Raw genomic sequence first — 22,481 nt, forward strand, 5'->3', positions numbered from 1 at the left:
CCGCCCATCGCCAAGCGCAGCCCCGCACCCCCACCACCCCCATCCCTGTGCCGTTCTCAAGGGGCAAAACCCCCACCCCGTTCCGGTGGCCATGGCGGAGGGGACCCACCCGTTCCCATCCCGAACACGGCCGTTAAGCCCTCCAGCGCCGATGGTACTGGGCGGGCCACCGCCCGGGAGAGTAGGTCGCCGCCGGAACGCCTTTTTGCTATAATTGCGGACGTCAGCGTTCCAGCGTAGCTCAGCGGTAGAGCACCCGGCTGTTAACCGGGGGGTCGCAGGTTCGAATCCTGCCGCTGGAGCCAGGACGTCGAGGGCGGGCGACGGTCCATCACCGTCGCCCGTTCGTCGTTTCGCCGGCGCCAACGGGGCGTGGCCGCTCGCCGACGCATGGCGGGGGAAGAACGCGCCGTGGCGTCGACCCTGGCGCGGCCGCGGTCGTGGCGCGCCCGCGCCGCAGAACGCTCGAAGGCCACGCCGCGGGACCGCCAGGCGCACCGCCTGCGGACACCCCCGGCTTGGCGAGGGCCCGGGATTGCCGCCGGCTCGCAACCGTTCCCGGAGCGGGAGGGGCGCCACCGGTGTCGGCCGGGTGCGAGGGACGGCCGGGCCGCAGGGCGAACCTAGATGCGAGGGGTCCCTAGGACGCGAGGGATCCCAAGCCACCGTCGACCGTAGCAGGTGAGGCCGTGGCCCCCCAGGCGCAGCGCTCCGCACGACGGATCACGCAGGAGCCGTCCGGTCACTCGGAGGCCGGTCGGGGGTGGTTCATCACCCTGGAGGGCGTCGAGGGCAGCGGCAAGAGCACCCAGGCCGCCGTGGTGATGGACTGGCTCCGGGCGCGCGGGATCCCGTGTCGCCTCGTTCGCGAGCCCGGCGGCACGCCGCTGGGCGAGCGCCTGCGTCAGCTGCTGCTCAACGGGGAGGGGCGCCCCGTTCCCGTGGCCGAGATGCTGCTGTTCGCGGCGGCCCGCGCCCAGTTGGTCGAGACGGTGATCCTGCCGGCGCTCCTCGCCGGCGAGACGGTGGTCTGCGACCGCTACCTCGACTCCAGCCTCGCCTACCAGGGCACGGGGCTCGGCCTGGGCTGGGATGCCGTATGGAGCGTCAACCGCTGGTCGACCCGAGGCCTTCTGCCCGATCTCACCCTGGTCTTCGATTGTCCGCCGGAGGTGGCCCGGGCCCGGCGCCGACGGCCCGGGGACGACATCGAACGGCGTGACGACGCCTTCCACCAACGGGTTCGGGAAGCCTACCTGGCCCTGGCGCGCACGGAGGGGCACCGGGTGGTGCTGGTGGACGCCAGCCGCCCCGAGCCGGCGGTGGCGGCCGACGTGCGCCGGGCCCTGGAACGACGTCTCGCCCGCGGCGCGGCCTGGCCCGCCGGGCGGTCCGACGCCCTCACGCCAAAGCGGGCCACCCAGGGCACGGCGTCGACGCGCGCGATGACGCGAGACGAGAGGGGCGGGTGACCACGGTGAAGCTGGTGGTGGCGGTGGTGCAGGACAAGGACGCCGGCCGCCTCATCGAGGAGCTGGTCGAACGGGGCTACCGCGCGACCAAGCTCGCCAGCACCGGCGGCTTCCTCAAGGAGGGCAACACCACGCTGCTGGTCGGCGCGGAGGACGCCCAGGTCGACGAGGTGGTCGCGATCATCAAGCGCGTGTGCCGGCCACGGGAGCAGGTGGTGACCCCTCTGGGGCCCATCGGCGGCGCCGTGGACACCTACGTCCCCTATCCCGTCGAGGTCATCGTCGGCGGGGCGACCATCTTCGTGCTCCAGGTGGAGCGATTCGAACATGTCTGAGGCCGCCCGCGCGACGGCAACGCCGATGGCACCCCTCTGGTCCCGCCGCGTGAGCCATGCCTACCTCCTGGCGGGGCCTCCGGGCGCGGGGCAGCGCGAGGCGGCGCAAGCCGCGGCGGCCGCCTTGCTCTGCCGTCAGCCTCGTGAGGGTGCGCCGTGTGGGACGTGCGCCGCCTGCCGGCAGGTGGCGGCGCGGACCCATCCGGATCTGCTCGTGCCCGAGGGGCACGGCATCGACACCGTGCGCCGCGTGCTGGCCGCGCTCCCCCTGCGCCCCCAGCTGGGATCCCGCAAGGTGGTCCTGTGGTTCGACATCGACCGCCTGACGCCGCAGGCGGCCAACGCCCTCCTCAAGTCCGTCGAAGAGCCACCCGCCTTCGTGGTCTTCGTGTTCACCACGGACCACCCGACGGCGGTGCTGTCGACCCTGCGCTCGCGCTGCCGGATCGTCCCCTTCCGACCGCGGCCGCGGGAAGACCGGGCCCGCGCACTGGCGGAGGCCACGGGAACCAGCCTGGAGGCGGCCTTTTGGGCCTTGCGGGTGAACGGCGATGCGGCCCCCCAGGCCCGAGCGTATCTGGATGAACCGGCCTGCGCCGCCGAGGCCGAGGCGCTCAGCCAGGTGGCGGCCGCCTTGGCCCACGGCGGCCTGGTCGACGCCCTCGATGCGGCCCGCAGGCTGGCGGAATGGGGCGACAAGGCGGAGGCGGCGGCGGACGTCCTGGTCTGGCTCCTCCGGCGGCAGGAGGCCGGCGACGACCCCGCCCGGCGGTTGGGCTGGACCCGGGCGCTGGCCGACTTCCGGCGCGCCTGGCAAGCCAACGCCAATCGGTCGTTGGCCCTCGAGGTCTTCTGTGCGCGGTGCTGGGCCATCGCCCGGAGGGCTCCCTGCCTCGGGGCGCCGGCGGGAGCGGGCCGGCCCGGGCATCGGACCACCGGCGGGCGGGGCGCCGGGGGTCGGCCCAGGGGACGGTGACGCCGGTGGACGAGCGCCGCAGCGCGGAAGCGACCGGTCCTACCGTTTCCGCCCGCGTCGGCCCGGGCCAGGGTGCCGACCAGGGCCCCGCGGACCCGGCGGGGGAAGAAGGGGGCGCGGCGGACTGGATCCGGCCCGGAACCCTCTACGTCTGCGCCACGCCCATCGGCAACCTGGGCGATGTGACCCTCCGGCTGCTCGCCCTGCTCCGCCGGGCGGATCGGGTACTGGCCGAGGATACCCGGCGCACCCGTCGACTGCTGGCCGCGTACGGCATCCGGAAGCGGGTGGTCTCGTGCCACGAGCACAACGAGGCGATGCGCGCGGAGCAGGTGGCCCGGTGGCTGGCGGCCGGGCAGGTGGTGGCCTTGCTGACCGACGCCGGCACACCCGGGGTGGCCGACCCAGGCGCCCGCCTGGTAGCAAGGGTCGCCGCCGAGGGGCGACCGGTGGTCCCGTTGCCCGGCCCCAGCGCGGCCCTGGCCGCCTTCTCCGCCGCCGGCATCCCGGCCACGCGGATCCTCATCGAAGGCTTCCTGCCGCGGGACGCCGAGCGTCGGCGGGAGCGGATGCGGGGATGGCGAGGCTGGGACGGCGCCGTGATCGTCTACGAGGCGCCCCACCGCCTGCGCGCGACCCTGGCGGATCTGCTCGCGCTGCTGCCGGACGCTTATCTCGCCGTGGCCCGCGAGCTGACCAAACGGCACGAGGAGATCCGACGGGGACCGGTGGCGCAGCTGGTGCCCGTGCTCCAGGCGGAGGAGCCGCGGGGCGAGTACACGCTGGTGATCGCACCCGCCGGCCTGCCCGACGGTCCGCGCAGCCGCCCGTCCGCCGGGCCGCAGGCCGAAGCCGATCCTGCCTCCCGGAGCGCGGGCCGATCGGATCCGGAAGAACCGGCCCCCCGGCCGCCGGCGGGCGAGGCGGGGCCGCAGTCATCCCCGTCCCTGCCCTCGCCGGCCCAGCTGGCCGACGAGGTCGCCGCCGAGGTGGCCGCGGGCGCTTCCCCCAGCGCCGCGGCGCGCACGGTGGCGCGGCGACACGGGCTGCGCCGGAGCCTGGTGTACCGCGCCTATCTGGACCACGGTGCGCCCCCAGGACCAGGGGCCGTGGACACGGGCCCGGTTCCGGAAGGGGCCTCAGCCTCCCAGGAGAAAAAGCGCGGCCGGGACGATGGCCCCAGCCGCTGACGATCCACCGCATCCACGAGAGAACGCCCTGCACCCGTGGCTTCCACGGTCCTCCCCGTGGTCGGGGCGCAGGGATGCCTTCCCATCGCAGCTCTACCTCGTCCATCCCGACACGACGGCTGTGCCGCACGCCTGGACGCGATGCGTGGGTGGAAGACCGAATCGACTCCGCATGGCCTGCCCTCTTGCCCCAAGGCCGGGCACCCCGCCCGCGACCGCCCCCGACCGGCGCCCTCCGTCGTCGGGCGCGGCCGGTGGTGCCGGTTGGTCCCGCCGGACCTGCCCCTGTGCCACCCGTGCTCCGGCGGACCATCTCGGGTTCCTGCCCCCGAACCCGTCGCGGGTGCCCCCGGCCCCGGGGGCTGCGACGGCCGGCGCGGGCCCTGCCCTCAGCTGGCCCGCGTGGCCATGATGGCCATGCAGCTCTTGCAGACGTTCTTCCCCTTGAAGTTCTCCACGTTGTAGGCGTTCCCGCAGAAGATGCAAGCCGGCTCGTACTTCCGCAGGATGATCTTGTCGCCGTCCACGTAGATCTCCAGGGAATCCTTCTCCTGGATGTCCAGTGTGCGGCGCAGCTCGATGGGGATCACGACACGGCCGAGTTCGTCCACCTTCCGTACGATCCCCGTGGACTTCATCATCTACCCAGAGGCCCCCTTATAAGCGGTTTCTCCTGCCCCTCTAGCCAAGACCCTAGCACCGGTACCAAAAAACGTCAAGACACGGCTCGACAACCCGAAAGATCGAGACAAGCTACAACGCTACGGGCTGCGCGGGCGAGGTCCGCCCTCGAAGTGCCGGAGACAAGCAACCCCAGGGCCGGCGACGACCGGAACCCGTGCCGGGCCAGGGCGCCCTGCGTGCCATCGCCACCCCGGCGCAGCGCGACCACGCAGGTCCGAGCGGGCCGGAACCCATGGCATCACCCTGGTCGTCACGCTCGCCTCGTCGCGGGTGGCGTCACACTCTCCCTCATCGGGGGGCTCATCGCAGAGCTCATCGGGGGACGCCCTGTCCCGGCCCGGGCCAAGCCGACCCGCCCGGCTCCGGCCCGGGCGGGGGCCGCCTCGTCCCAGCCGGTGGTGCACACCCGTCCGGGCTCCTAGGGACCCCGGCGGCTGGCTAGGCGACGCCTACCCTATTCGGTGGGGATTATCGGCAGGCGCTGGCGGGGGGAAGGCGCAGGAGAGGTCTCACCAGGGTGTCACGACCGGGTCCGTGTAACGTTTCGGTAGGTGAGGGTCGAGGCAAATAGAAAAGGCCTCACCCGGAGGCTGTCCCTGCATCGGGACGGCTTCCCCAGCGGCAGTCGGAGGGTGAGGCCCCATGCTCAGCATACACGCTGTGCGCGAACTTTTCCTCCAGACATTGCGGGAACTGGCGGAGCTGGTGACGGAGGACCGATCGTTTGGCGAACTGGAGGAAGCCGTTCAGCGGCTCAGCGGCCGGCTGACACTGCGGCTGCTGGAGTGGGTGTTGGCCGGGATCGATGAGCGACTGATGCAGGAGCGGGACCCGAGCCGATATGAGTGCCTGGATACGCGGGAGCGGGTCCTGGACACGCCGCTGGGCGAGTTGCAGGTGAAGCGACGTTACGACCGGGACCGGGCGACGGGCCAGGGTGTGTTCTTGCTGGATGAAGCGCTGGGCTTGGAATCGCGGCGGCGACTGTCGCCGCGGCTGGAAGCGCTGTGCCGGCGGCTCGCGACGGAGATGCCGTATCACCGAGCGGCGGCGGTCCTGCGGGAGTTGACGGCGGGGCAGGCACCGGCGCGGGCGATGACGGTGTGGCGGGCGTCCCAACGGGCGGGGCGCCGGTTGAAGGAGGCGGCGGAGCGGCTGCGGCGGTCGGTGTTCGTGGAGGGCCAGGTGCCGGAAGGCCGGCGCCGGAGCGTCGAGCTGCATGCCGAAGCGGACGAGGTTTATCTGCGGGGTCGAGGGCAACCGGTGGTGTTGAAGCTGGGGGTCGCGTACGAAGGCAAGCAAGCCGTGGGTTCGAACCGGCAAGCGCTGCGGGAGCGGCGGGTCGTGGCGGGGGTGATGCCGGGGACGGCCTTTTGGGAGCAGGCGAGCGCCTATTGGGGGACGCACTGGGATCTGAGCGCGGTCCAGGCTTGTTACCTCGGAGGCGATGGGGCGCATTGGGTCAAGCAGGGGTTGCAGTACTTCCCCCGCGCGTGTTACCGGCTGGATCCGTTCCACCTGCGGCGAGCCCTGCGGGAGGCGTTATCGCCTTCCGAGGAGACGTACGCCCAGGTGTGCCGGGCCATCGAAGCGGGGGATTGGGCGGGCGTGGAGTCGGCGCTTCGCCAGACGCTACGGGGGCGGCGTGGTCCGGCGCGGGAGCGCTTGTTGCGGCTGCGCGGCTACTTGCGGGAGCACTGGGACGGGATTGTGGCTTCTGGGGAAGCGCCGCGGCTGGGGGCGATCGAAGCGGAGGTCTTTCACGTCCTTGCGCGACGGATGAAACGGCATGGGGCGCGTTGGAGTGAACGCGGCGCCGACCACTTGGCGCGGCTCTTGAGCGAACGCGTGGACCCCCACTGGCGCGCGGTCCTCGGCGGCCGGCCCCTGCAGATTTCGCCCGGCGTGCGGCAGGCGACACGCCAGGCCGTTCAGCGCGTGATGCGCCAGCTCGAGGAGGACCCAGCCCGTTGGCTGCGTGCCCGCATCCCAGCGCTCACCGGGCCGCATGCGACCAAACCCTGGGTTCAGGTGCTGCGCGACCTGGCCCATGTCCACGCACCGGTGGCTTGACAGCCGATTCACCGCTGGGGGCACCCACCGGAACGTGACACGGACTCACGACCGGCCCACGCCTTGACACTCCCCGCCGGGAGGGGCCAAAATACGGCGCAAGGTGACGCGAGGCACGCCTTGCGGCGCGCCCTCGGACCTGCGCCGGGCGAGCACCCGGGACCCGACCTGGGGCAGCCCACCGGCGGCGGGTCGATGGCCTCGGCCAGCGGGCGGTCGGGCGCCCGGGCGCCCGGGCAGGCGAGGATCCGGTCCGCGGCCGGGGCGGCCCCGGCTGCCGCCCGGGCGGCGCCGGCCGCGAGGGCGGGGTCCCAGGGGCGGCGCGATCCATGGGCGCGACGCATCGCCTCTGGTACCAAGGCGACAGGCCAAGGCGACCGTCCTGGGTTCCTGACGCGCATTCCGCATTCCTAGAACGAAGGCGATCGCTCACGAAGGCGACCGCTCGCACGAAGGCGACCGATCTGAGCAAAGGCGAGGAAGGGGAGGCGTCGCCGGGTACCCGCGGCCCAGCGAGGCGGGAGACGGTGGAAGCCCGTTCCGCGGCCCGGCGAGGATGGCCCTGGAGCCGCCATCCGAACCGTTGCGGAGGCGAAGGGCAGGGGCTTCGCGGCGTCGCAAGGGGGCCGAGGGCCGACGTGATCCACCGCCCGCGCGCGCAGACCACGGGCGCGCCGGCCACCGGAGCACCCAGGCGCGAGGTGGCGCGGACCGTCCGCCGACGCAGCGCAGGCCGCCGCGCAGCGGATCGCGTCGATGCGCTCGCCCCGGAGCTCCGCCATGCCCCCGCAGCGCAGTAGGATCGGACGGGTGCGCCCGTGATCGCGCAAACCCCGCTCTCCACCCGGGGACGCGTCTCCGCCCCTCCGCCGAGGGACGCGTCGAGTGCCCAGGGATGCCTCCCACCGGAGGCGCCCGGCAACGCCTGCGGGTGGGGGAGCGGGGGGCCGAGGCCCGCGACCGCGAGGCGCGGGCGAAGCAAGGTGGTACCGCGGGAGCCCCTCGCCCTTGCTGGGCGTGGGGCTCTTTCTTCTTGGCCCTGTCTCCCTGTGGGGGCTGGCGTTCTCGTGGGATCTGGCGCCCCTAGGGACGCGGGGGCTGGCGCTCTCTCGGAGGTGAGCGACGGTGCCGGGTTCGTCCGCAGCGAGGGGACGGTTCTACATCACGACGCCGATCTACTACCCCAACGACCGGTTGCACATCGGCCACACCTACACCACGGTGGCGGCCGACGCCCTGGCGCGGTACCACCGCCTGCGGGGCGACGACACCTGGTTCCTCACCGGGACCGACGAACACGGCCAGAAGATCGAGCGCGCCGCCCGCAAGGCGGGCAAGGAGCCGCTCGAGTACATCGACCCCATCGTCGAGGCCACCAAGGAGCTGTGGCGGCGGCTGCACATCAGCTACGACGACTTCATCCGCACCACCGAGCCGCGCCACGAGCGGCGGGTGCAGCAGATCTTCCAGCGGCTCTACGAGCAGGGGGACATCTACAAGGGGGTCTACGAGGGCCTCTACTGCACCGCCTGTGAGGCATACTACACCGAGGCCGAGCTCCTCGACGGCGGGCGGTGCCCGGTCCACGAGGCGCCGGTGGAGCGGCTCCAGGAGGAGAGCTACTTCTTCCGGCTGTCCAAGTACGCCCAGCCGCTGCTCGAGCACATCGAGCGGCACCCGGAGTTCGTCCAGCCGCCCAGCCGGCGCAACGAGGTGGTGGCCTTCATCCGCCAGGGGCTGCAGGACCTCTCGGTGTCCCGCACCTCCTTCCGCTGGGGCATCCCCGTGCCCTTCGATCCGGACCACGTGGTCTACGTCTGGATCGACGCCCTGGCCAACTACATCACCGCCCTGGGCTGGCCCGACGGCGAGCTCTACCGCCGCTTCTGGCCGGCGGACGTCCACCTGATCGGCAAGGACATCCTGCGCTTCCACGCCATCATCTGGCCGGCGCTGCTGATGGCCCTGGGCGAGCCGCTGCCGCGCTGCGTCTACGGCCACGGCTGGCTGTTGATCGATGGGGGCAAGATCGGCAAGTCGCGGGCGGGCGGCCAGGTGATCGACCCGGTGCAGCTGATCGACAAGTACGGCGTCGATCCGGTGCGCTACTTCTTGCTGCGGGAGGTCCCCTTCGGCGACGACGGCAGCTACAGCGAGGAGGCCCTGGTGCGCCGGTTCAACGCCGACCTGGCCAACGACCTGGGCAACCTGGCCTGGCGCACCACGGGGATGATCCAGCGGTTCCTGGACGGTCGCATCCCCGAGCCTCCCGGTGCGGCCAGCGACGGCGTGCTGGCGGCCGCGGCGCGCGCGACCGCGGAACGGGTGGAGCGGGCCATGGCCGGGTTCGACCTACCGGCGGCGCTGCAGGCCATCTGGGACCTGATCGGCCGGGCGAACAAGTACATCGACGAGCAGGCGCCCTGGGCGCTGCGCCGCGCGGGAGACCGGGAGCGGCTCGAGGCCGTGCTCTACGACGTGGCCGAGACGGCACGGGTGGTGGGGGTGCTGCTCTCGCCCTTCCTGGTGGAGACGCCGCAGCGGCTGTGGTCCCAGCTGGGGCTCGGCCCCGAGTACCGGCCGGCCAGCTGGCAGCAGGGGCTGGCGTGGGGGCAGCTGCCCGGCGGCGCCCGCGTGGTGCGGGACCAGCCCCTCTTCCCCCGCATCCCGGGGGACGAACCGGCCCGCGAGGGCGGCGTGGTGCCGACGGCCGGCGACGGGACGGGCGGTCCCGTCGCCGGCCGTAGCGCCCCGGGGGCGGCGGCTGCCGGGCGCCCGGGGGGAGCGGGCGCCGGCATCCGGCCGTCCGCGGAGCCGACGCCGGCGGCGGATCCCGCATCGGGCCCCGCCTCGAGCCGCCCCGGCCCCGACGGCGCCTCCGACCCGGTGACCATCGACGATTTCGCTCGCCTGGAGCTGCGGACGGCGCGGGTCGTGAAGGCGGAGAAGCACCCGCGGGCGGACCGCCTGCTGCGCCTGGAGGTCGACCTGGGCCACGAGCGGCGGCAGATCGTCGCGGGCATCGCCGCCCACTACCGCCCGGAGGAGCTGGTGGGCAAGACCGTGATCGTGGTGGCCAACCTGCGGCCCAGGGTGATCCGCGGGGTGGAGTCCCAGGGCATGGTCCTGGCGGCCGAGGACGGTCAGGGCCTGGCGCTGCTGACCACCGATCGGCCCATCGCGGAAGGGAGCCGGATCCGGTGAGGGACGAGGCGATCTCCGGCGCCAGCCCGGGCGGCGACCGCACGGACGGCAGCCGGCGGCAGCGCTCGGCCGCCGGCGACCGGCCGGCGCCGGAGCCGGCGGCCGGCGCGGGGATCGTCCTGGTGGACACCCATTGCCACCTCGACTTCCCGGAGTTCGACCCGGACCGGGAACAGGTGGTGGCGGCCGCCCGGGCCGCGGGCGTGGCGGCGATGATCACCATCGGCGTCGACCTCGCCAGCTCGCGCCGCGCGGTGGCCCTGGCCGAGCGCCACGCCGCGGTGTACGCAGCGGTGGGCATCCACCCCCACAGCGCCCGGGAGGCGACCCCCGCGGCCCTGGCGGAGCTGCGCCGTCTGGCGGACCACCCGCGGGTGGTGGCCATCGGCGAGATCGGCCTCGACTTCCACCGCGGCCGCGCGGAGGAGGCCGTGCAGCGGCGGGTGCTGCAGGCCCAGCTGGAACTGGCCGCCGAGCGCGGGCTACCGGTGGTCATCCACCAGCGGGACGCCGTGGAGGAGCTCTGGGCGCTCCTCACCGCCCCCCAGGCGCCGCGGGTGGAGGGGGTGCTCCACTGCTTCAGCGCGGGCCCCGAATGGGCCCTGCGCTGGACCGCGGCGGGCTGGTTCGTCGGTCTGGACGGTCCCGTGACCTTCAAGAACGGCGAGGACGCGCGCGCGGTGGCCCGCGCCGTGCCCCTGGACCGGCTCCTGGTAGAGACGGATGCGCCCTTCCTGGCACCCCATCCGTACCGCGGCCGGCGCAATCAGCCGGCGTGGGTGCGCCTGGTGGCCGAGCGCATCGCCCGCGAGCGGCGGATGCCGCTGGACGAACTGGCCCGCCGCACCACGGCCAACGCCGTCCGCCTCTTCCGGTTGCCCCTGGCGGAGGCGATGGGGGGCGGGGTTCGCGTCGGCGGCGCGGCACCCCCGCCCATGGGCTGAGGGATGCCGGGACGCGGACCCGGGCAGGCCGGCAGGCGACGGCGGGCCGGAGGCGCAGGCGGCCGGGGAGGCGGGTTCGTCCGGGATGAACGAGCCCATCACCAGGCGTGCGGTGTTGCGCCGGTGGCTGGAGCGCTGCGGCGTCCGGCCCAGCCGCCGGTTGGGGCAGAACTTCCTGGTGGACGAGGGCTGGGCCGAGCGGATCGTGGCCGCGGCCGAACCGGGGCCCGACGACCTGGTGCTCGAGGTGGGCCCGGGGCTGGGTGCCCTGACCGAGCGGCTGGTGCGGCGGGCCGGCCGGGTGGTGGCGGTGGAGGTGGACCGGCGGCTGGCCGATGCGCTGCGGCAGCGCCTGGGGCCGCTGGCCAACCTGGAGCTGGTGGTGGCCGACGTCCTCCGCGTGGACCTGGCGCGACTGGTCGCCGCCCCGGAGGGCGGCGCGGCGGGGGGCGAACCCGGGGCCGGCAGGCCCCGGGACCGCGTCAAGCTGGTCAGCAACCTCCCCTACGCCATCACCTCGCCCTTCCTGGTGCGCTGGCTGACGACGCCGCTGCGGTGGGAGCGGGCGGTGCTGACCCTCCAGGAGGAGGTGGTCGAACGGCTGCTCGCCCCTCCCGGGACGGCGGCCTACGGGGCGCTGACCGTGTTCGTCGCCTACCACGCGCGGGTGGAACGGCTGGGCACGGTCCCCGCCGGGGCCTTCTGGCCGCGGCCGGCGGTGGACTCCGCGGTGGTGCGGCTGTGGCCCCACGCCCGCCCGCCGGTGACGGTGGCGGATCCCGCCGCCCTGTTCGCCCTGGTGCGGGCGGCCTTCGGCCGTCGGCGCAAGCGGCTGGCCAACGCCCTGGCGGCCCACCCGGCGGTAGGCCGCCAGGAGGCGGAGGCGGCGTGCCGGGCGGCGGGGATCGACCCCAGGGCGCGGCCGGAGGACGTGGACCTGGAAGGGTTTGCCCGCTTGGCCAACCACTTGTTCCCCTCGCCGGCAGGGCCCGGCTCCGGCAGGGGAACGTCCCTGGGATATAATTGACCCCGGAAGAACGGGAAGACGCGGGCTTCCGGCCGGGGGGAGTGGCCGTGCAGACGCCCTTCATCAGTCCGACGCGGGGCGCCCTGAGCTTCGACGCCATGTGCGCCGAGATCCTGGACTACATCTGTGACGATCCCGACGCCCGGTACAAGCTGATCATCGGCACGGACTCCCAGGTGCGGCAGCAGACCCAGTTCGTCACGGCCGTGGTGGTGCACCGGCTGGGCAAGGGGGCCCGCTACTTCTACCAGGCGCGCAAGCAGCGCAAGATCGGCAGCCTGCGCCAGAAGATCTTCTACGAGGCCAGCCTGAGCCTCTCCCTGGCCACGCGGCTGGCGGAGCGCCTCGCCGCGCGCGGCGGGACGCTCCCCAACGTGGAGATCCACCTGGACGTGGGCATGCAGGGGGACACCCGCGACCTGATCCGCGAGATCGTCGGGATGGTGGTCGGCAGCGGCTTCGACGCCAAGATCAAGCCCGAGGCGTACGCGGCCTCCTCCGTGGCCGACCGCCACACCAAGTGAGGGCGCCCGGGCCGCAGCGACCCGGGCGACGGCGCCGCGCATCCGCGCGGCGCCGCGTGCGCCAGCCGACAAATTCTCGCTTGACACTCGAAAAAGGGCTCTGGTAGACTACCGGTTTTGACTCGCGGGCCCGTTTGCGGTATAATCGGCCGTGAGCTTGCGGGGCAAAGGGGTGTTCCTGTGGCCGAGTCGCGGGACGTGCTCGCCGAGATCCGGCGAGACCTGGAGAACTACGTGGGCAAGCGGGTCCGCATCCGCGCCAACAAGGGGCGCCGGCGCATCGTCGAGCGGGAGGGCACCCTGGAGAAGACCTACCCCAACCTCTTCGTCGTCAAGCTGGACGAGGAGTACCAGAACCGCAGGCTGTCCTACACCTACACCGACCTCCTGACCGCCATGGTCGAGGTCAGCGTGTACAACGGCAAGGAGCGGAAGAAGCTGAACTACTCGGCTTCGTCCGCCAGCTGACGGGCGCCCGGACGGCGATGCCGGTCGGCGCGACGCGGTCTCGCCGGCGGCCGACGCAGCGGCGGTCGGCGCCGGAGGCGGAGCGAACCCGGAGGCGATGCGGAGGCGGCCAACCCCGTCGAGCACCGCGGAGGCGGTGCTCCTTTTCTTTGCCAGCCCCTTTGCCCGGCGGCAGGGAGAGGAGCCGCCGGCGGGGGGAACGAAGAGCATAGCGGCTTGCCGCCGGCCGCGCGGGGCGCCGTCGGGGCGGCCCGGGGCGGCGGCCCAGGCCGGTGGTCGCGGCGCGATCGCCATCCCGCCAGCAGGAGGGACGCCAGTGGGACTCCGGGCAGCGTGCGGCACGGCGGCCGTCACCGGGGTGCTGCGGATCCGGGCGTACGCGAAGATCAACCTCCACCTGCGCATCGGGCCGCGGCGCGGCGACGGCTACCACGAGATCGATTCCATCCTGCACCGGATCAGCTGGTACGACGATCTGGAGCTGCGGCTCCGGAGGGACGGGCAGATCCGGTTGGCGGTCGAACCCGCCCCCGACGCCGCCGTCCCGGAGGCCGATCCGCGCGCCGCGGGCGCCGGGGCGTCGCCTGCCGCCGCGGTCCAGGTGGGGGGCGGCGGCGTGCCGACGGGACCGGCCAACCTGGCGTGGCGTGCCGCGCGCCTGCTGCAGGAGGCGTGCGGGCTCTCCCTGGGAGCGGACATCCGTCTCGTCAAGCGCATCGCCGCGGGGTCGGGACTGGGCGGCGGCAGCGCCGATGCCGCCGCCGTGTTGCGCGCCCTGCGGCGCCTCTGGCGGGTCGCCCTCGATGCGGCCACCCTGCGCCGGCTGGCGGAGCGGCTGGGGGCCGACGTGCCCTTCCTGGTGGGTGGCCGGGCGGCCCGGGTCCGCGGCAAGGGGGAGCGGATCCAGCCGTTGCCCGCGTGGCCCGGCTTGGCGGTGGTGCTGGTGCCCGTGCAGCGGATGGTGTCGACCGCCTGGGCGTATGCCCAATGGGACCGGTGGCGGCCGCGGGCGGCCGAGGACGGTTGGCGGCCCGACGGTGGCGCCGTCGCCGCGGCGGTGGCCCGCCGCGACCTGGACGCCCTGGCCCGCCTGGCGCGGAACGACTTCGAGCCCCTGGTCGCCGCCCACGTCCCGGAGGTGGGCGCCGCGGTCGACGCCCTGTACCGCGAGGGGGCCGTGCTAGCGCGGATGAGCGGCAGCGGGCCGGCGGTGTGGGGGATCTTCGCGCGGGAGGAGGCCGCGCGCCGGGCCTGCCAGCGCCTGGCCGACGCCTTTGCCGGGGTGCGCCTGGTCCGGACGCTCTGACGCGCCGGCCGCGGTGCCGGGGGAGGCGGCGCAGGGGGCGGGATGGCGGAAGGGGCGGAGGACGTGCAAGGCAGCGTGGATCACGGGATCGGGGCGGTGATCCTGGCGGGCCGCCGCAATACGGGGGCGTTGCGGGCGATCCACCCGGCGGAGTGGGAGGGCCTGGTCCCGCTGGCCGGCCGGCCGATGGCGGCCTGGGTGGCGGCGGCGTGCCTCGCCGCGCCGTCGCTGGGCGCCGTGGTGCTGGTGGGGCCGGATCCGGGATCCGACGATGCGGAGCTGGCCGGCGCCCGCGCCGCGGGCAGGCTCCGGGTGGTCCGCCCGGGCGCGGACCTGCTCGGCAACGTGCGCATCGGCCTCGAAGCCCTGCGGGAGGCGCTGCCCGGTGCGGTCGGGGCCTTGCTGGTCACGGGCGACGTGCCGCTGGTCACCGGCGCGATGCTGGAGCGGTTCCTGGCGGCCGTCCCGCCCGGCGCCGATATCGCCTATCCCATCGCCCGGCGGGAAACGGTCGAAGCCCGCTTCCCCGGCGCCAGCCGGACCTATGTGCGCCTGGGCGACGGCGAGTTCACCGGCGGCAACGCCCTGTACCTGCGGCTGGCGGCGGCTCCCCAGGCCCTGCGGTGGGCGGAGTCGCTGTATGCCGCCCGCAAGCAGCCGTGGAAGCTGGCCTTGCTGTTCGGGCCCGCCGTGCTCTGGCGCGTCCTTACGCGGCGGGCGACGGTGGCCGAGCTGGAGCGGCGCCTCGGCGGCCTGGCCGGGCTGCGGGGCCACGCCGTCGAGGTGGTCGATCCGGAGCTGGTGATGGACGTGGACAAGGTGGCGGACTACCGCCAGGCGGAGGCCCGGCTGCGGGCGGCCGCCGGTTCGTCCGGCGACGGGCCCCGGGGAGCGGGGCCAGGGGGGTGGGGGGCGGTGGCGCCCGGAGGAGGACGAACCCTTGGCTAAACTGCGACGGAGCGAGCGCATCGCCGCGCTGGTCAAGCTCCTGGCCGACCGACCGGGGCACCTCTGGTCCCTGGGCCAGTTCGCCGAGCGGTTCGCCGCGGCGAAGTCGACCATCAGCGACGATCTGGCCCTCATCAAGGCGGTCCTCGACCAGGAGGGGCTCGGCACGATCCGCACCTACCCCGGCGTGGCCGGCGGCGTGACCTACGAGCCGCGGGTGAGCGAGGAGGCGGCGCGGCAGCTGGCCGAGGAGCTGGCGGCGGCGTTGCGGGACCCCCAACGCGTGCTCCCGGGCGGGTTCCTCTACATGACCGACCTGCTGTTCGCGCCGACCTGGGCGGAACGGCTCGGCGCCCTCTTCGCCACCCGCTTCCGCGCCGAGGAGCCGGACCTGGTGGCGACGGTGGAGACCAAGGGCATCCCCCTGGGGTTGATGACGGCCCGGGCCCTGGGGCGCCCGCTGGTGCTGCTGCGGCGGGACAGCCGGGTGACCGAGGGGCCGTCGGTCAGCATCAACTACGTGTCGGGGTCGTCGCAGCGCATTGCGACCATGTCCGTGCCCCGGCGGGCGGTACCCCAGGGGGCGAGGGTGCTCCTGGTGGACGACTTCATGAAGGGTGGCGGCACCGCCCGCGGCATGATGGACCTGATGCGGGAGGTCGGGGCGCGGGTGGTGGGGCTGGGCGTGGTGATCGCCACCGCCGAGCCGGCCCGCAAGCTGGTGGACGACTACTTCGCCGTGGTCGTCCTGGAGGGCGTGGACACCGTGAGGCGGCAGGTGCGGGTCCGACCCAGCCTGGGGCGCTAGACCCGCGACCCACCGGCCGCGGTGGCGCCGTCCGCGCGAGGCCGGGCGGCCGCCGGGGACCTGCAGGAGGGAGGCGTGCCGGCGATGACCGAAGGGACCCATGGCGACCCGTCGGTCCAGGCGGGGGCCGGCGGGCCCGAGACGTCCCCGAGCCGGGGGCCGGGCCGGGCCCGAGGCCATGGGACCGCGGCGGGGCGGGACGGTGCGGCGGGGCCGCGACGGTCGGCGCGGTCGGCCGGTCTGTGGGAGCCGGCGGGGCCGGCGGGCGATGGGCCCGCCGCGGTGGACCTGCCGGCGATCCGGGATGCCGCGGCCACCATCGCCGGGTTCGTCCACCGCACGCCGCTGCTGAGCTCGGCGGCGTTCTCGGAGATGGCAGGCGCCGAGGTCTTCCTGAAACTGGAGAACCTGCAGAAGACGGGATCGTTCAAGGTCCGGGGGGCCTTCAACCGGCTGGCGCGCCTCGACGCCGCCGCGCGGGCGCGGGGCGTGATCTGCGCCTCGGCGGGCAACCACGCCCAGGGGGTCGCCCTGGCGGGCGCGCGGCTGGGCATCCCGGTGACCGTGGTCATGCCGGCGACGGCGCCCACCACCAAGGTGGTGGCCACCCGCGGCTACGGCGCGGAGGTCGTGCTCCACGGCGAAGGCTACGACGGGGCCTACGAGAGGGCCTGCCAGCTGGCGGCGGAGCGCGGCCTGACCTTCATCCACGCCTTCGACGACCCGCTGGTGGTGGCGGGGCAGGGCACCGTCGGCCTGGAGATCGTGGACGACCTGCCCGACGTGGACACGGTGGTGGTCCCGGTGGGCGGCGGCGGGCTCATCGCCGGCATCGCGGTGGCCGTCAAATCCCGACGGCCGGGGGTGCGGATCGTGGGGGTGCAGCCCGAGGCGGCACCGGCCCTGGCGCGCGCCTTCGCCACCGGGCGGCTCGAGCCCGTGGAGCGGGCCCGCACCATCGCCGACGGGCTCGCCGTCAAGGCGCCCCGCGAGATGACCTTCCGCCTGATCCGCCGCTACGTGGACGACATGGTCACCGTCAGCGAGGACGAGATCGCCCGCGCGATCCTGCTCCTGCTCGAGCGGGCCAAGCTGGTGGCCGAGGGGGCCGGAGCGGCGGCCCTGGCGGCGCTGCTCCACGGCAAGGTCCCCGACGCGGGTCGCGTGGCGGTGGTGGTCAGCGGCGGCAACATCGACGTCAACCTGCTGGCGCGGATCATCGAGCGGGGGCTGCTGGAGGACGGCCGCCTGATCCGGCTGCGCACGCTGGTGGCCGACCGGCCCGGCTCCCTGCAGGCCCTGCTCAAGGTGATCGCCGACCGCGGGGGCAACATCCTGGCGGTCTACCACGACCGCCTGCGACACGAGGTGGCCCTGGGCGAGGCCGAGGTCGAGCTGATCATCGAGACCCGGGACGCGGGGCACGTGGACGAGATCTGCCGAGCCCTGGCGGCACACGGGTACGTGGTGCACGGCGTGGCGGACGAACCGGCCCCGCGCCGCGGCTGACGCCAGGCCGACGGCCGGCGGCGCGGGCGGGTCTGCGGAGAGCGAAGGAATCTTTCGGGATTCTGGCAGGAAATGGTTGCCCACGGGTCGAATCCCCCCGGCGAAAGGGGGTGACGCCGTGGACATCTCGGAAGTGCGGATCCGCCCGGTCAAGGGGGCGGGCCGGATGCGAGCCTTCGCCTCGGTGGTCTTCGGCGGCCAGTTCGTCGTCCACGAGCTGAAGGTGGTGGAGGGCGCGGAAGGGCGGATGTTCGTCGCCTTCCCCTCGAAGCGCGCCGCCAGCGGCGAGTACTTCGACATCGCCCACCCCATCACCGCGGAGGCACGGGATCGCATCCAGCAGGCGGTGCTGGCGGCCTACCGGCAGCACGTCGAGGCCATGGCCGCCGGGCAGGTGGGTTGAGTCGCCGGCGGGGAGGGCGGCGAGGAGGGGCGCCGACCGGAGCCGGCGGAGGCGGTAACGCCAGGGGGCGGGCGGGTGGCCGCCCCCTGGCGTCGTGGCGCTCTCGGCGAGCCCGGCGGCGAAGGGGGACGGGACCGGCCCCCGGCGGCCGTCCCGGCGCCGCGCACCGTGTCCGCCGCGAGGGCGGGCGGCACGGCCCTTTACCCGGGCACCGCGAATCTGATACACGGAGGGTGGGGCGCCATCCGATGCGTGGAGGGTGGGGCGCCACTGCGCCACGAGCGCAAGCCCAACGGGAGGGATGACCATGGCCGCTCAGGTGGGGGACAAGGCCCCGGACTTCCGGCTGCCGGCGACGGGACCCGAGGAGACCATCTCCCTGGGGCAGTTCCGCGGCAAGAAGAACGTGGTGCTGTACTTCTTCCCCTTCGCCTTCAGCTCCGTCTGCACGCAGGAGATGTGCGCCCTGCGGGATACGTACAACCAGCAGTTCAGCGGCCTCGACGCCCAGGTGCTGGGCATCAGCGTCGACAGCCCCTTCACCCTGCGGGCGTGGGCGGAACAGCAGCGGTTCGACTTCCCGCTCCTGTCGGACTTCAACAAGGAGGTCGCCAAGGCGTACGACGTGTACTACGACGAGCTGATGGGCCTGCGCGGCGTGGCCAAGCGGGCGGCGTTCGTCATCGACAAGGACGGCGTGATCCGCTACCGCTGGGTGACCGACGACCCCAAGGTGCTCCCCGACCAGGAGGCCATCCGCCGCACCCTGGCCGAACTCCAGGGCTGAGGGCGGTGGCGCCACGGGATCGGGACGAACCGGCCCCGGTGGTCCTGCGCTGGGTCGCCGGCGCCATCGACCTGGCGCTGCTGAGCGCCTTCGGCAACGTGACGGGCCTCACCGTCCTGGCGGTGGCCGACGCCCGCTGGGGCGGGGCGGCCGTGGGCCTGGGGCTGGCGGTGATGGCGACCACCGCCGCGGGGTACTTCGCCGTGGGCGAGGGCCGCTGGGGGATGACGTTGGGGAAGCTGGCGGTGGGCGTGCGCGTCGTCGGCGCCGACGGCCGCCCGCCGGGGACGCGGCGGGCCCTGGTCCGGTTCGTCGCGCGCGTGGCGGGGACGGTGGCCCTGGGCGCGGGCTGGTGGCCGCTGCTGGGGGGGAGCGAGGGGCGGCCGCGGCGTGCCTGGCATGACGCCGTCGCGGGGACCCACGCCATCCGGTGGGCGCCCTGGCGGCAGGCACCGGGACCCGCCGCCCGCGGAGGGGGACGGTAGGTCCGCCGCCCAGGGTGGGCCGATGGCCTTCAGCCGCCCCGGCCGATGGGTCCCCGGCTGGGGTCGAGTCGTTGCCCCGGGGAGGGCGCCGAAGTGGACCAACGGCTGTGTGCGGTCGTCCTGGCCGCCGGCCTGGGCAAGCGCATGCGCTCCGAGCGTGCCAAGGTGTTGCACGAGGTGGCCGGCCGGCCCATGGTCGAGCACGTGGTGCGCGCCGCGGAGGCGGCGGGTGTCGACCGGATCGTGGTGGTGGTCGGCCACCAGGCGGAGCGGGTGCGGGACCGGCTGGGCGAGCGGGTGGCCTACGCGGTCCAGTCGCAGCCCCTGGGAACCGGCCACGCCGTCCTGGCGGCCGAGGCGGCCGTCGGGGACGCCGACCACGTCCTGGTGCTCTATGGCGACATGCCCCTGCTCGAGGGGCCGGTGCTGGAGCGCCTGATCGCCGCCCACCGCCGGTCCCAGGCGGCGGCGACGCTGCTGACGGTCGAGCTGGACGATCCCACGGGGTACGGCCGGATCGTCCGCGACGCTGGCGGCCGGGTGGTCCGGATCGTGGAAGAGGCCGACGCCACCGCCGCCGAACGGGCGATCCGGGAGGTCAACACCGGCATCGCCTGCTACCGGCGGGAGCCGCTGTTCGCCGCCCTGCGGCGGCTGACCCCCGCCAACGCCCAGGGCGAGTACTACCTGGTGGACGTGGTGCGCCTCCTGCGGGAGCAGGGGCTCGAGGTGCAGACCGTCCCCGCGCCGGATCCCGAGCCGGTCCAGGGGGTCAACGACCGCGAGGCCCTGGCCCGGGCGGAGGCCGCCCTGCGCCAGCGCATCCGACGGCGGTGGATGGCGGCGGGCGTCACCCTGATCGATCCCGCCAGCACCTGGATCGACGACGACGTGGAGATCGGCCGCGACACGGTGATCTACCCGAATACCGTGCTGGCCGCGGGGTCGCGGATCGGCGAGGGGTGCCGGCTGGGGCCGGGAGCCCACATCGCCGGCAGCGTGTTGGGGCGCGACGTGCAGGTCTGGTACTCGGTGGTGGAGCAGAGCGAGCTCGGCGACGGCTGCCGCGTCGGCCCCTTCAGCCATGTGCGCCCGGGTTGTCGCATCGCCCCCGGCGTGCGGATCGGCAACTTCGCGGAGCTCAAGAACGCCCAGGTGGGCGAGGGGGCCAAGGTCAACCACCACTCCTACCTGGGCGACGCCCGGGTCGGAGCCGGCGTGAACATCGGGGCCGGGACGGTGACGGTGAACTACGACGGCCACCGCAAGCACGCCACCGTGATCGAGGACGGCGCCTTCATCGGCTGCAATGCCAACCTGGTCGCCCCCGTGCGGGTCGGCCGCGGCGCGTACGTCGCCGCCGGTTCGACCGTCACCCAGGACGTCCCCGCCGACGCCCTGGCCATCGCCCGGGAGCGCCAGGTCAACAAGGAAGGGTGGGCGGCCCGCTGGCGCCAGCGGGGACGGGGGAGGAACGGCGATGGCGTACGATAGCGGGCGGCTCAAGCTGTTCGCCGGCAGCGCCAACCCGGCCCTGGCGCGGGCCATCGCCCAGCACATCGGCGTTCCCCTGGGCGACCTGGAGCTGGGCCGGTTCGCCAACGGCGAGGTGCGGGTCTCGGTCAACGAGAGCGTCCGCGGGGCGGACGTCTTCGTCATCCAGCCGACCTGCCACCCGCCCAACGACACGCTGATGGAGCTCCTGGTGCTGCTGGACGCCTTGAAGCGGGCGTCGGCGTGGCGAGTGAACGCGGTCGTGCCCTTCTACGGCTACGCCCGGCAGGACCGCAAGACCCGGCCGCGGGAGCCCATCACGGCCAAGCTGGTCGCCAACCTCTTGACCGTGGCCGGCGCCGACCGCGTGGTCACCATGGACCTGCACGCCGGCCAGATCCAGGGCTTCTTCGACGTGCCGGTGGATCACCTCACCGCGGTGCCGCTGCTGGCCGACTACTTCGCCCGCAAGCGGCTGGAGAGGCCGGTGGTGGTCTCGCCGGATCACGGCGGCGTCACCCGCGCCCGGGAGCTGGCGGATCGGCTGGGCGTCCCCATCGCCATCATCGACAAGCGGCGGCCGGAGCCGGGGGTGGCGGAGGTCATGTCGGTGGTCGGCGACGTGGAAGGCCGCACCGCCATCATGATCGACGACATCATCGACTCCGGCGGCACCATCCGCCACGGGGCCGAGGCGCTGATCGCGCTGGGGGCCAAGGCGGTGTACGCCTGCTGCACGCACCCCGTCTTCTCGGGCAACGCCTTGCAGCGGCTGGCCGAGGCGCCGATCGAGGAGATCGTGGTGACCGACACCATCCCCCTGCCGCCGGGGGCGGAGAAGGCGCGGGTCAAGGTGCTCTCCGTCGCGCCCATCTTCGGCGAGGCCATCGTCCGCATCCACGAGGACCTCTCCGTCAGCCGCCTCTTCACCTGATCGCTGGCCAGCGGCCGCGACGCCTCGGGACGGGCATCGCGGCCATCGCGGAGCGCGGTCGTGCCGGCGCGGCGGTCGGCCCCGCGTCGCCCGGGCCGGTCGGCGCTCCGGCGGGTGCGACCGCGCGCCTTTGACACCCAGGGTGCCCGCGGGCTAAACTAGCGCCGGCTTGTGGCGGCGCGCCAAACCTGTCGGTCGGGAGGGACGTCCTGGTGCAAGCCGTGCTACGTGCGGTACCCCGGGAACCCGGCCACGCCCGGCGGGTGCGCCGGGAGGGCGGCATCCCGGCGGTGCTCTACGGGCCCAGCGGGAACTTCCCCGTGCGGCTGGACGCCCGCGAGTTCCACCGGCTGCTGGCGTCCGGCGAGGCCCGCGGCGTCTTTCGGGTCGAGCTCGTCCGCGACGGGGAGTCCCGCCAGCTGAACGCCGTGATCAAGGAGATCCAGCGGCACCCCGTGCGGGGCGATCTGCTCCACGTCGACCTGTTCGAGGTGAAGGAGGACGAGCCGGTGCGCGCGGAGGTACCGGTCGTCCTCACGGGCGTCGAGGAGGCCGAGAAGCGCGGCATCGTGCAGCACCAGCTGGCGGAGCTGGAGGTCGAGTGCCTGCCGCGGCACCTGCCGGCGGCCATCGAGGCCGACGTGGCCCATCTGCCGGTAGGCGAGGAGTTGCGCGTGCGGGACTTGCCGATCCCGGCCGAGGTGCGGGTGCTCAACGAACCGGACGAGATCGTGGCGGTCCTGCTGCCGCCCAAGGAGCTGGAGCCCGAGGCGGAGGCCGGGACCGAGTCCGAGGCGGGCGGCACCGCGGGAGGGACTGGTGCGGCGGCGCCGGCCGGGGGCGCGAGCTGAGCTGGGGCCGGCGGGGACGGGATCGGCGGCGGCCCCGCCGGGCCCTGTGGATCGCTTCG

The 22,481-nt window shown here is 74.2% G+C and carries 21 protein-coding genes, 1 tRNA gene and 1 rRNA gene; 22 read left to right on the forward strand and 1 reads right to left on the reverse strand.

Annotated features, from left to right (window positions below; all coding sequences use genetic code 11):
- Positions 1-81 precede the first annotated feature (81 nt).
- The 6 genes from rrf to rsmI all read left to right on the forward strand — a co-directional run bounded on the left by rrf (position 82) and on the right by rsmI (position 3,973).
- Positions 82-198: ribosomal RNA gene (gene rrf / locus E1B22_RS03890) — 5S ribosomal RNA — on the forward strand.
- Between the two features lie 32 nt (positions 199-230).
- Positions 231-305, forward strand: a tRNA-Asn gene (locus E1B22_RS03895).
- Between the two features lie 384 nt (positions 306-689).
- Entirely contained in the window at positions 690-1,472 is a 783-nt protein-coding gene (tmk, locus tag E1B22_RS03900) for a dTMP kinase (RefSeq protein WP_135224638.1), read from the forward strand.
- Between the two features lie 5 nt (positions 1,473-1,477).
- Positions 1,478-1,807: a cyclic-di-AMP receptor gene (locus E1B22_RS03905; protein WP_135225934.1), complete on the forward strand. Its 330-nt coding sequence runs from the start codon at positions 1,478-1,480 to the stop codon at positions 1,805-1,807.
- A gap of 25 nt (positions 1,808-1,832) precedes the next feature.
- A complete protein-coding gene (locus E1B22_RS03910) occupies positions 1,833-2,783 on the forward strand; it encodes a DNA polymerase III subunit delta' (protein ID WP_243123695.1) in 951 nt (316 codons plus the stop codon).
- Between the two features lie 5 nt (positions 2,784-2,788).
- Complete coding sequence (rsmI, locus tag E1B22_RS03915) at positions 2,789-3,973, forward strand: 16S rRNA (cytidine(1402)-2'-O)-methyltransferase (RefSeq protein ID WP_135224640.1); 1,185 nt, start codon at positions 2,789-2,791, stop codon at positions 3,971-3,973.
- Between the two features lie 389 nt (positions 3,974-4,362).
- Here the strand turns inward: rsmI and E1B22_RS03920 are convergent, their stop codons facing one another.
- On the reverse strand, positions 4,363-4,611 hold the full coding sequence (locus E1B22_RS03920; RefSeq protein WP_174266693.1) for an AbrB/MazE/SpoVT family DNA-binding domain-containing protein: 249 nt from the start codon (positions 4,609-4,611) through the stop codon (positions 4,363-4,365).
- 688 nt (positions 4,612-5,299) lie between these two features.
- On the opposite strand from E1B22_RS03920, the gene E1B22_RS03930 reads away from it, so the two are divergent.
- From E1B22_RS03930 to E1B22_RS04010, 16 genes are all read left to right on the forward strand, one after another.
- Complete coding sequence (locus tag E1B22_RS03930; protein WP_135224641.1) at positions 5,300-6,730, forward strand: ISLre2 family transposase; 1,431 nt, start codon at positions 5,300-5,302, stop codon at positions 6,728-6,730.
- 1,125 nt (positions 6,731-7,855) lie between these two features.
- A complete protein-coding gene (metG, locus tag E1B22_RS03940; RefSeq protein WP_135224643.1) occupies positions 7,856-9,934 on the forward strand; it encodes a methionine--tRNA ligase in 2,079 nt (692 codons plus the stop codon).
- Positions 9,931-10,878, forward strand: coding sequence for a TatD family hydrolase (locus E1B22_RS03945; protein WP_243123697.1), 948 nt, complete (start codon positions 9,931-9,933; stop codon positions 10,876-10,878). Before metG ends, E1B22_RS03945 begins: the two co-directional genes overlap by 4 nt.
- An 85-nt stretch (positions 10,879-10,963) precedes the next feature.
- The gene (gene rsmA / locus E1B22_RS03950) at positions 10,964-11,905 is read left to right on the forward strand and encodes a 16S rRNA (adenine(1518)-N(6)/adenine(1519)-N(6))-dimethyltransferase RsmA (RefSeq protein ID WP_135224644.1); all 942 of its coding nucleotides are present in this window, start codon (positions 10,964-10,966) and stop codon (positions 11,903-11,905) included.
- A 47-nt stretch (positions 11,906-11,952) separates the two neighbouring features.
- On the forward strand, positions 11,953-12,429 hold the full coding sequence (locus E1B22_RS03955) for a ribonuclease H-like YkuK family protein (protein WP_135224645.1): 477 nt from the start codon (positions 11,953-11,955) through the stop codon (positions 12,427-12,429).
- Between the two features lie 180 nt (positions 12,430-12,609).
- Positions 12,610-12,897: a Veg family protein gene (locus tag E1B22_RS03960; RefSeq protein WP_135224646.1), complete on the forward strand. Its 288-nt coding sequence runs from the start codon at positions 12,610-12,612 to the stop codon at positions 12,895-12,897.
- A 316-nt stretch (positions 12,898-13,213) separates the two neighbouring features.
- Complete coding sequence (gene ispE, locus E1B22_RS03965) at positions 13,214-14,203, forward strand: 4-(cytidine 5'-diphospho)-2-C-methyl-D-erythritol kinase (RefSeq protein ID WP_243123699.1); 990 nt, start codon at positions 13,214-13,216, stop codon at positions 14,201-14,203.
- A gap of 42 nt (positions 14,204-14,245) precedes the next feature.
- Positions 14,246-15,151 (forward strand): NTP transferase domain-containing protein, encoded by a 906-nt coding sequence (locus E1B22_RS03970; RefSeq protein WP_243123700.1) that lies wholly within the window; start codon positions 14,246-14,248, stop codon positions 15,149-15,151.
- Positions 15,144-15,959: a pur operon repressor gene (gene purR / locus E1B22_RS03975; protein WP_135224648.1), complete on the forward strand. Its 816-nt coding sequence runs from the start codon at positions 15,144-15,146 to the stop codon at positions 15,957-15,959. Before E1B22_RS03970 ends, purR begins: the two co-directional genes overlap by 8 nt.
- A gap of 84 nt (positions 15,960-16,043) precedes the next feature.
- On the forward strand, positions 16,044-17,468 hold the full coding sequence (gene ilvA / locus E1B22_RS03980; RefSeq protein WP_243123702.1) for a threonine ammonia-lyase: 1,425 nt from the start codon (positions 16,044-16,046) through the stop codon (positions 17,466-17,468).
- A gap of 118 nt (positions 17,469-17,586) precedes the next feature.
- Positions 17,587-17,871, forward strand: coding sequence for a SpoVG family protein (locus E1B22_RS03985; RefSeq protein WP_135224649.1), 285 nt, complete (start codon positions 17,587-17,589; stop codon positions 17,869-17,871).
- 307 nt (positions 17,872-18,178) lie between these two features.
- On the forward strand, positions 18,179-18,658 hold the full coding sequence (locus E1B22_RS03990; protein WP_135224650.1) for a peroxiredoxin: 480 nt from the start codon (positions 18,179-18,181) through the stop codon (positions 18,656-18,658).
- 5 nt (positions 18,659-18,663) lie between these two features.
- Positions 18,664-19,143 (forward strand): RDD family protein, encoded by a 480-nt coding sequence (locus tag E1B22_RS03995; protein WP_135224651.1) that lies wholly within the window; start codon positions 18,664-18,666, stop codon positions 19,141-19,143.
- Between the two features lie 93 nt (positions 19,144-19,236).
- Positions 19,237-20,637 carry a bifunctional UDP-N-acetylglucosamine diphosphorylase/glucosamine-1-phosphate N-acetyltransferase GlmU gene (glmU, locus tag E1B22_RS04000; protein WP_135224652.1) on the forward strand — a complete coding sequence of 467 codons (1,401 nt, stop codon included), beginning with the start codon at positions 19,237-19,239 and terminating at the stop codon, positions 20,635-20,637.
- Complete coding sequence (locus tag E1B22_RS04005) at positions 20,624-21,571, forward strand: ribose-phosphate pyrophosphokinase (protein WP_135224653.1); 948 nt, start codon at positions 20,624-20,626, stop codon at positions 21,569-21,571. Before glmU ends, E1B22_RS04005 begins: the two co-directional genes overlap by 14 nt.
- A gap of 212 nt (positions 21,572-21,783) precedes the next feature.
- Positions 21,784-22,422: a 50S ribosomal protein L25 gene (locus E1B22_RS04010; RefSeq protein ID WP_135224654.1), complete on the forward strand. Its 639-nt coding sequence runs from the start codon at positions 21,784-21,786 to the stop codon at positions 22,420-22,422.
- Positions 22,423-22,481 lie beyond the last annotated feature (59 nt).

The sequence above is a fragment of the Thermaerobacter sp. FW80 genome (assembly GCF_004634385.1).
Lineage (GTDB): Bacteria > Bacillota > Sulfobacillia > Thermaerobacterales > Thermaerobacteraceae > Thermaerobacter > Thermaerobacter composti.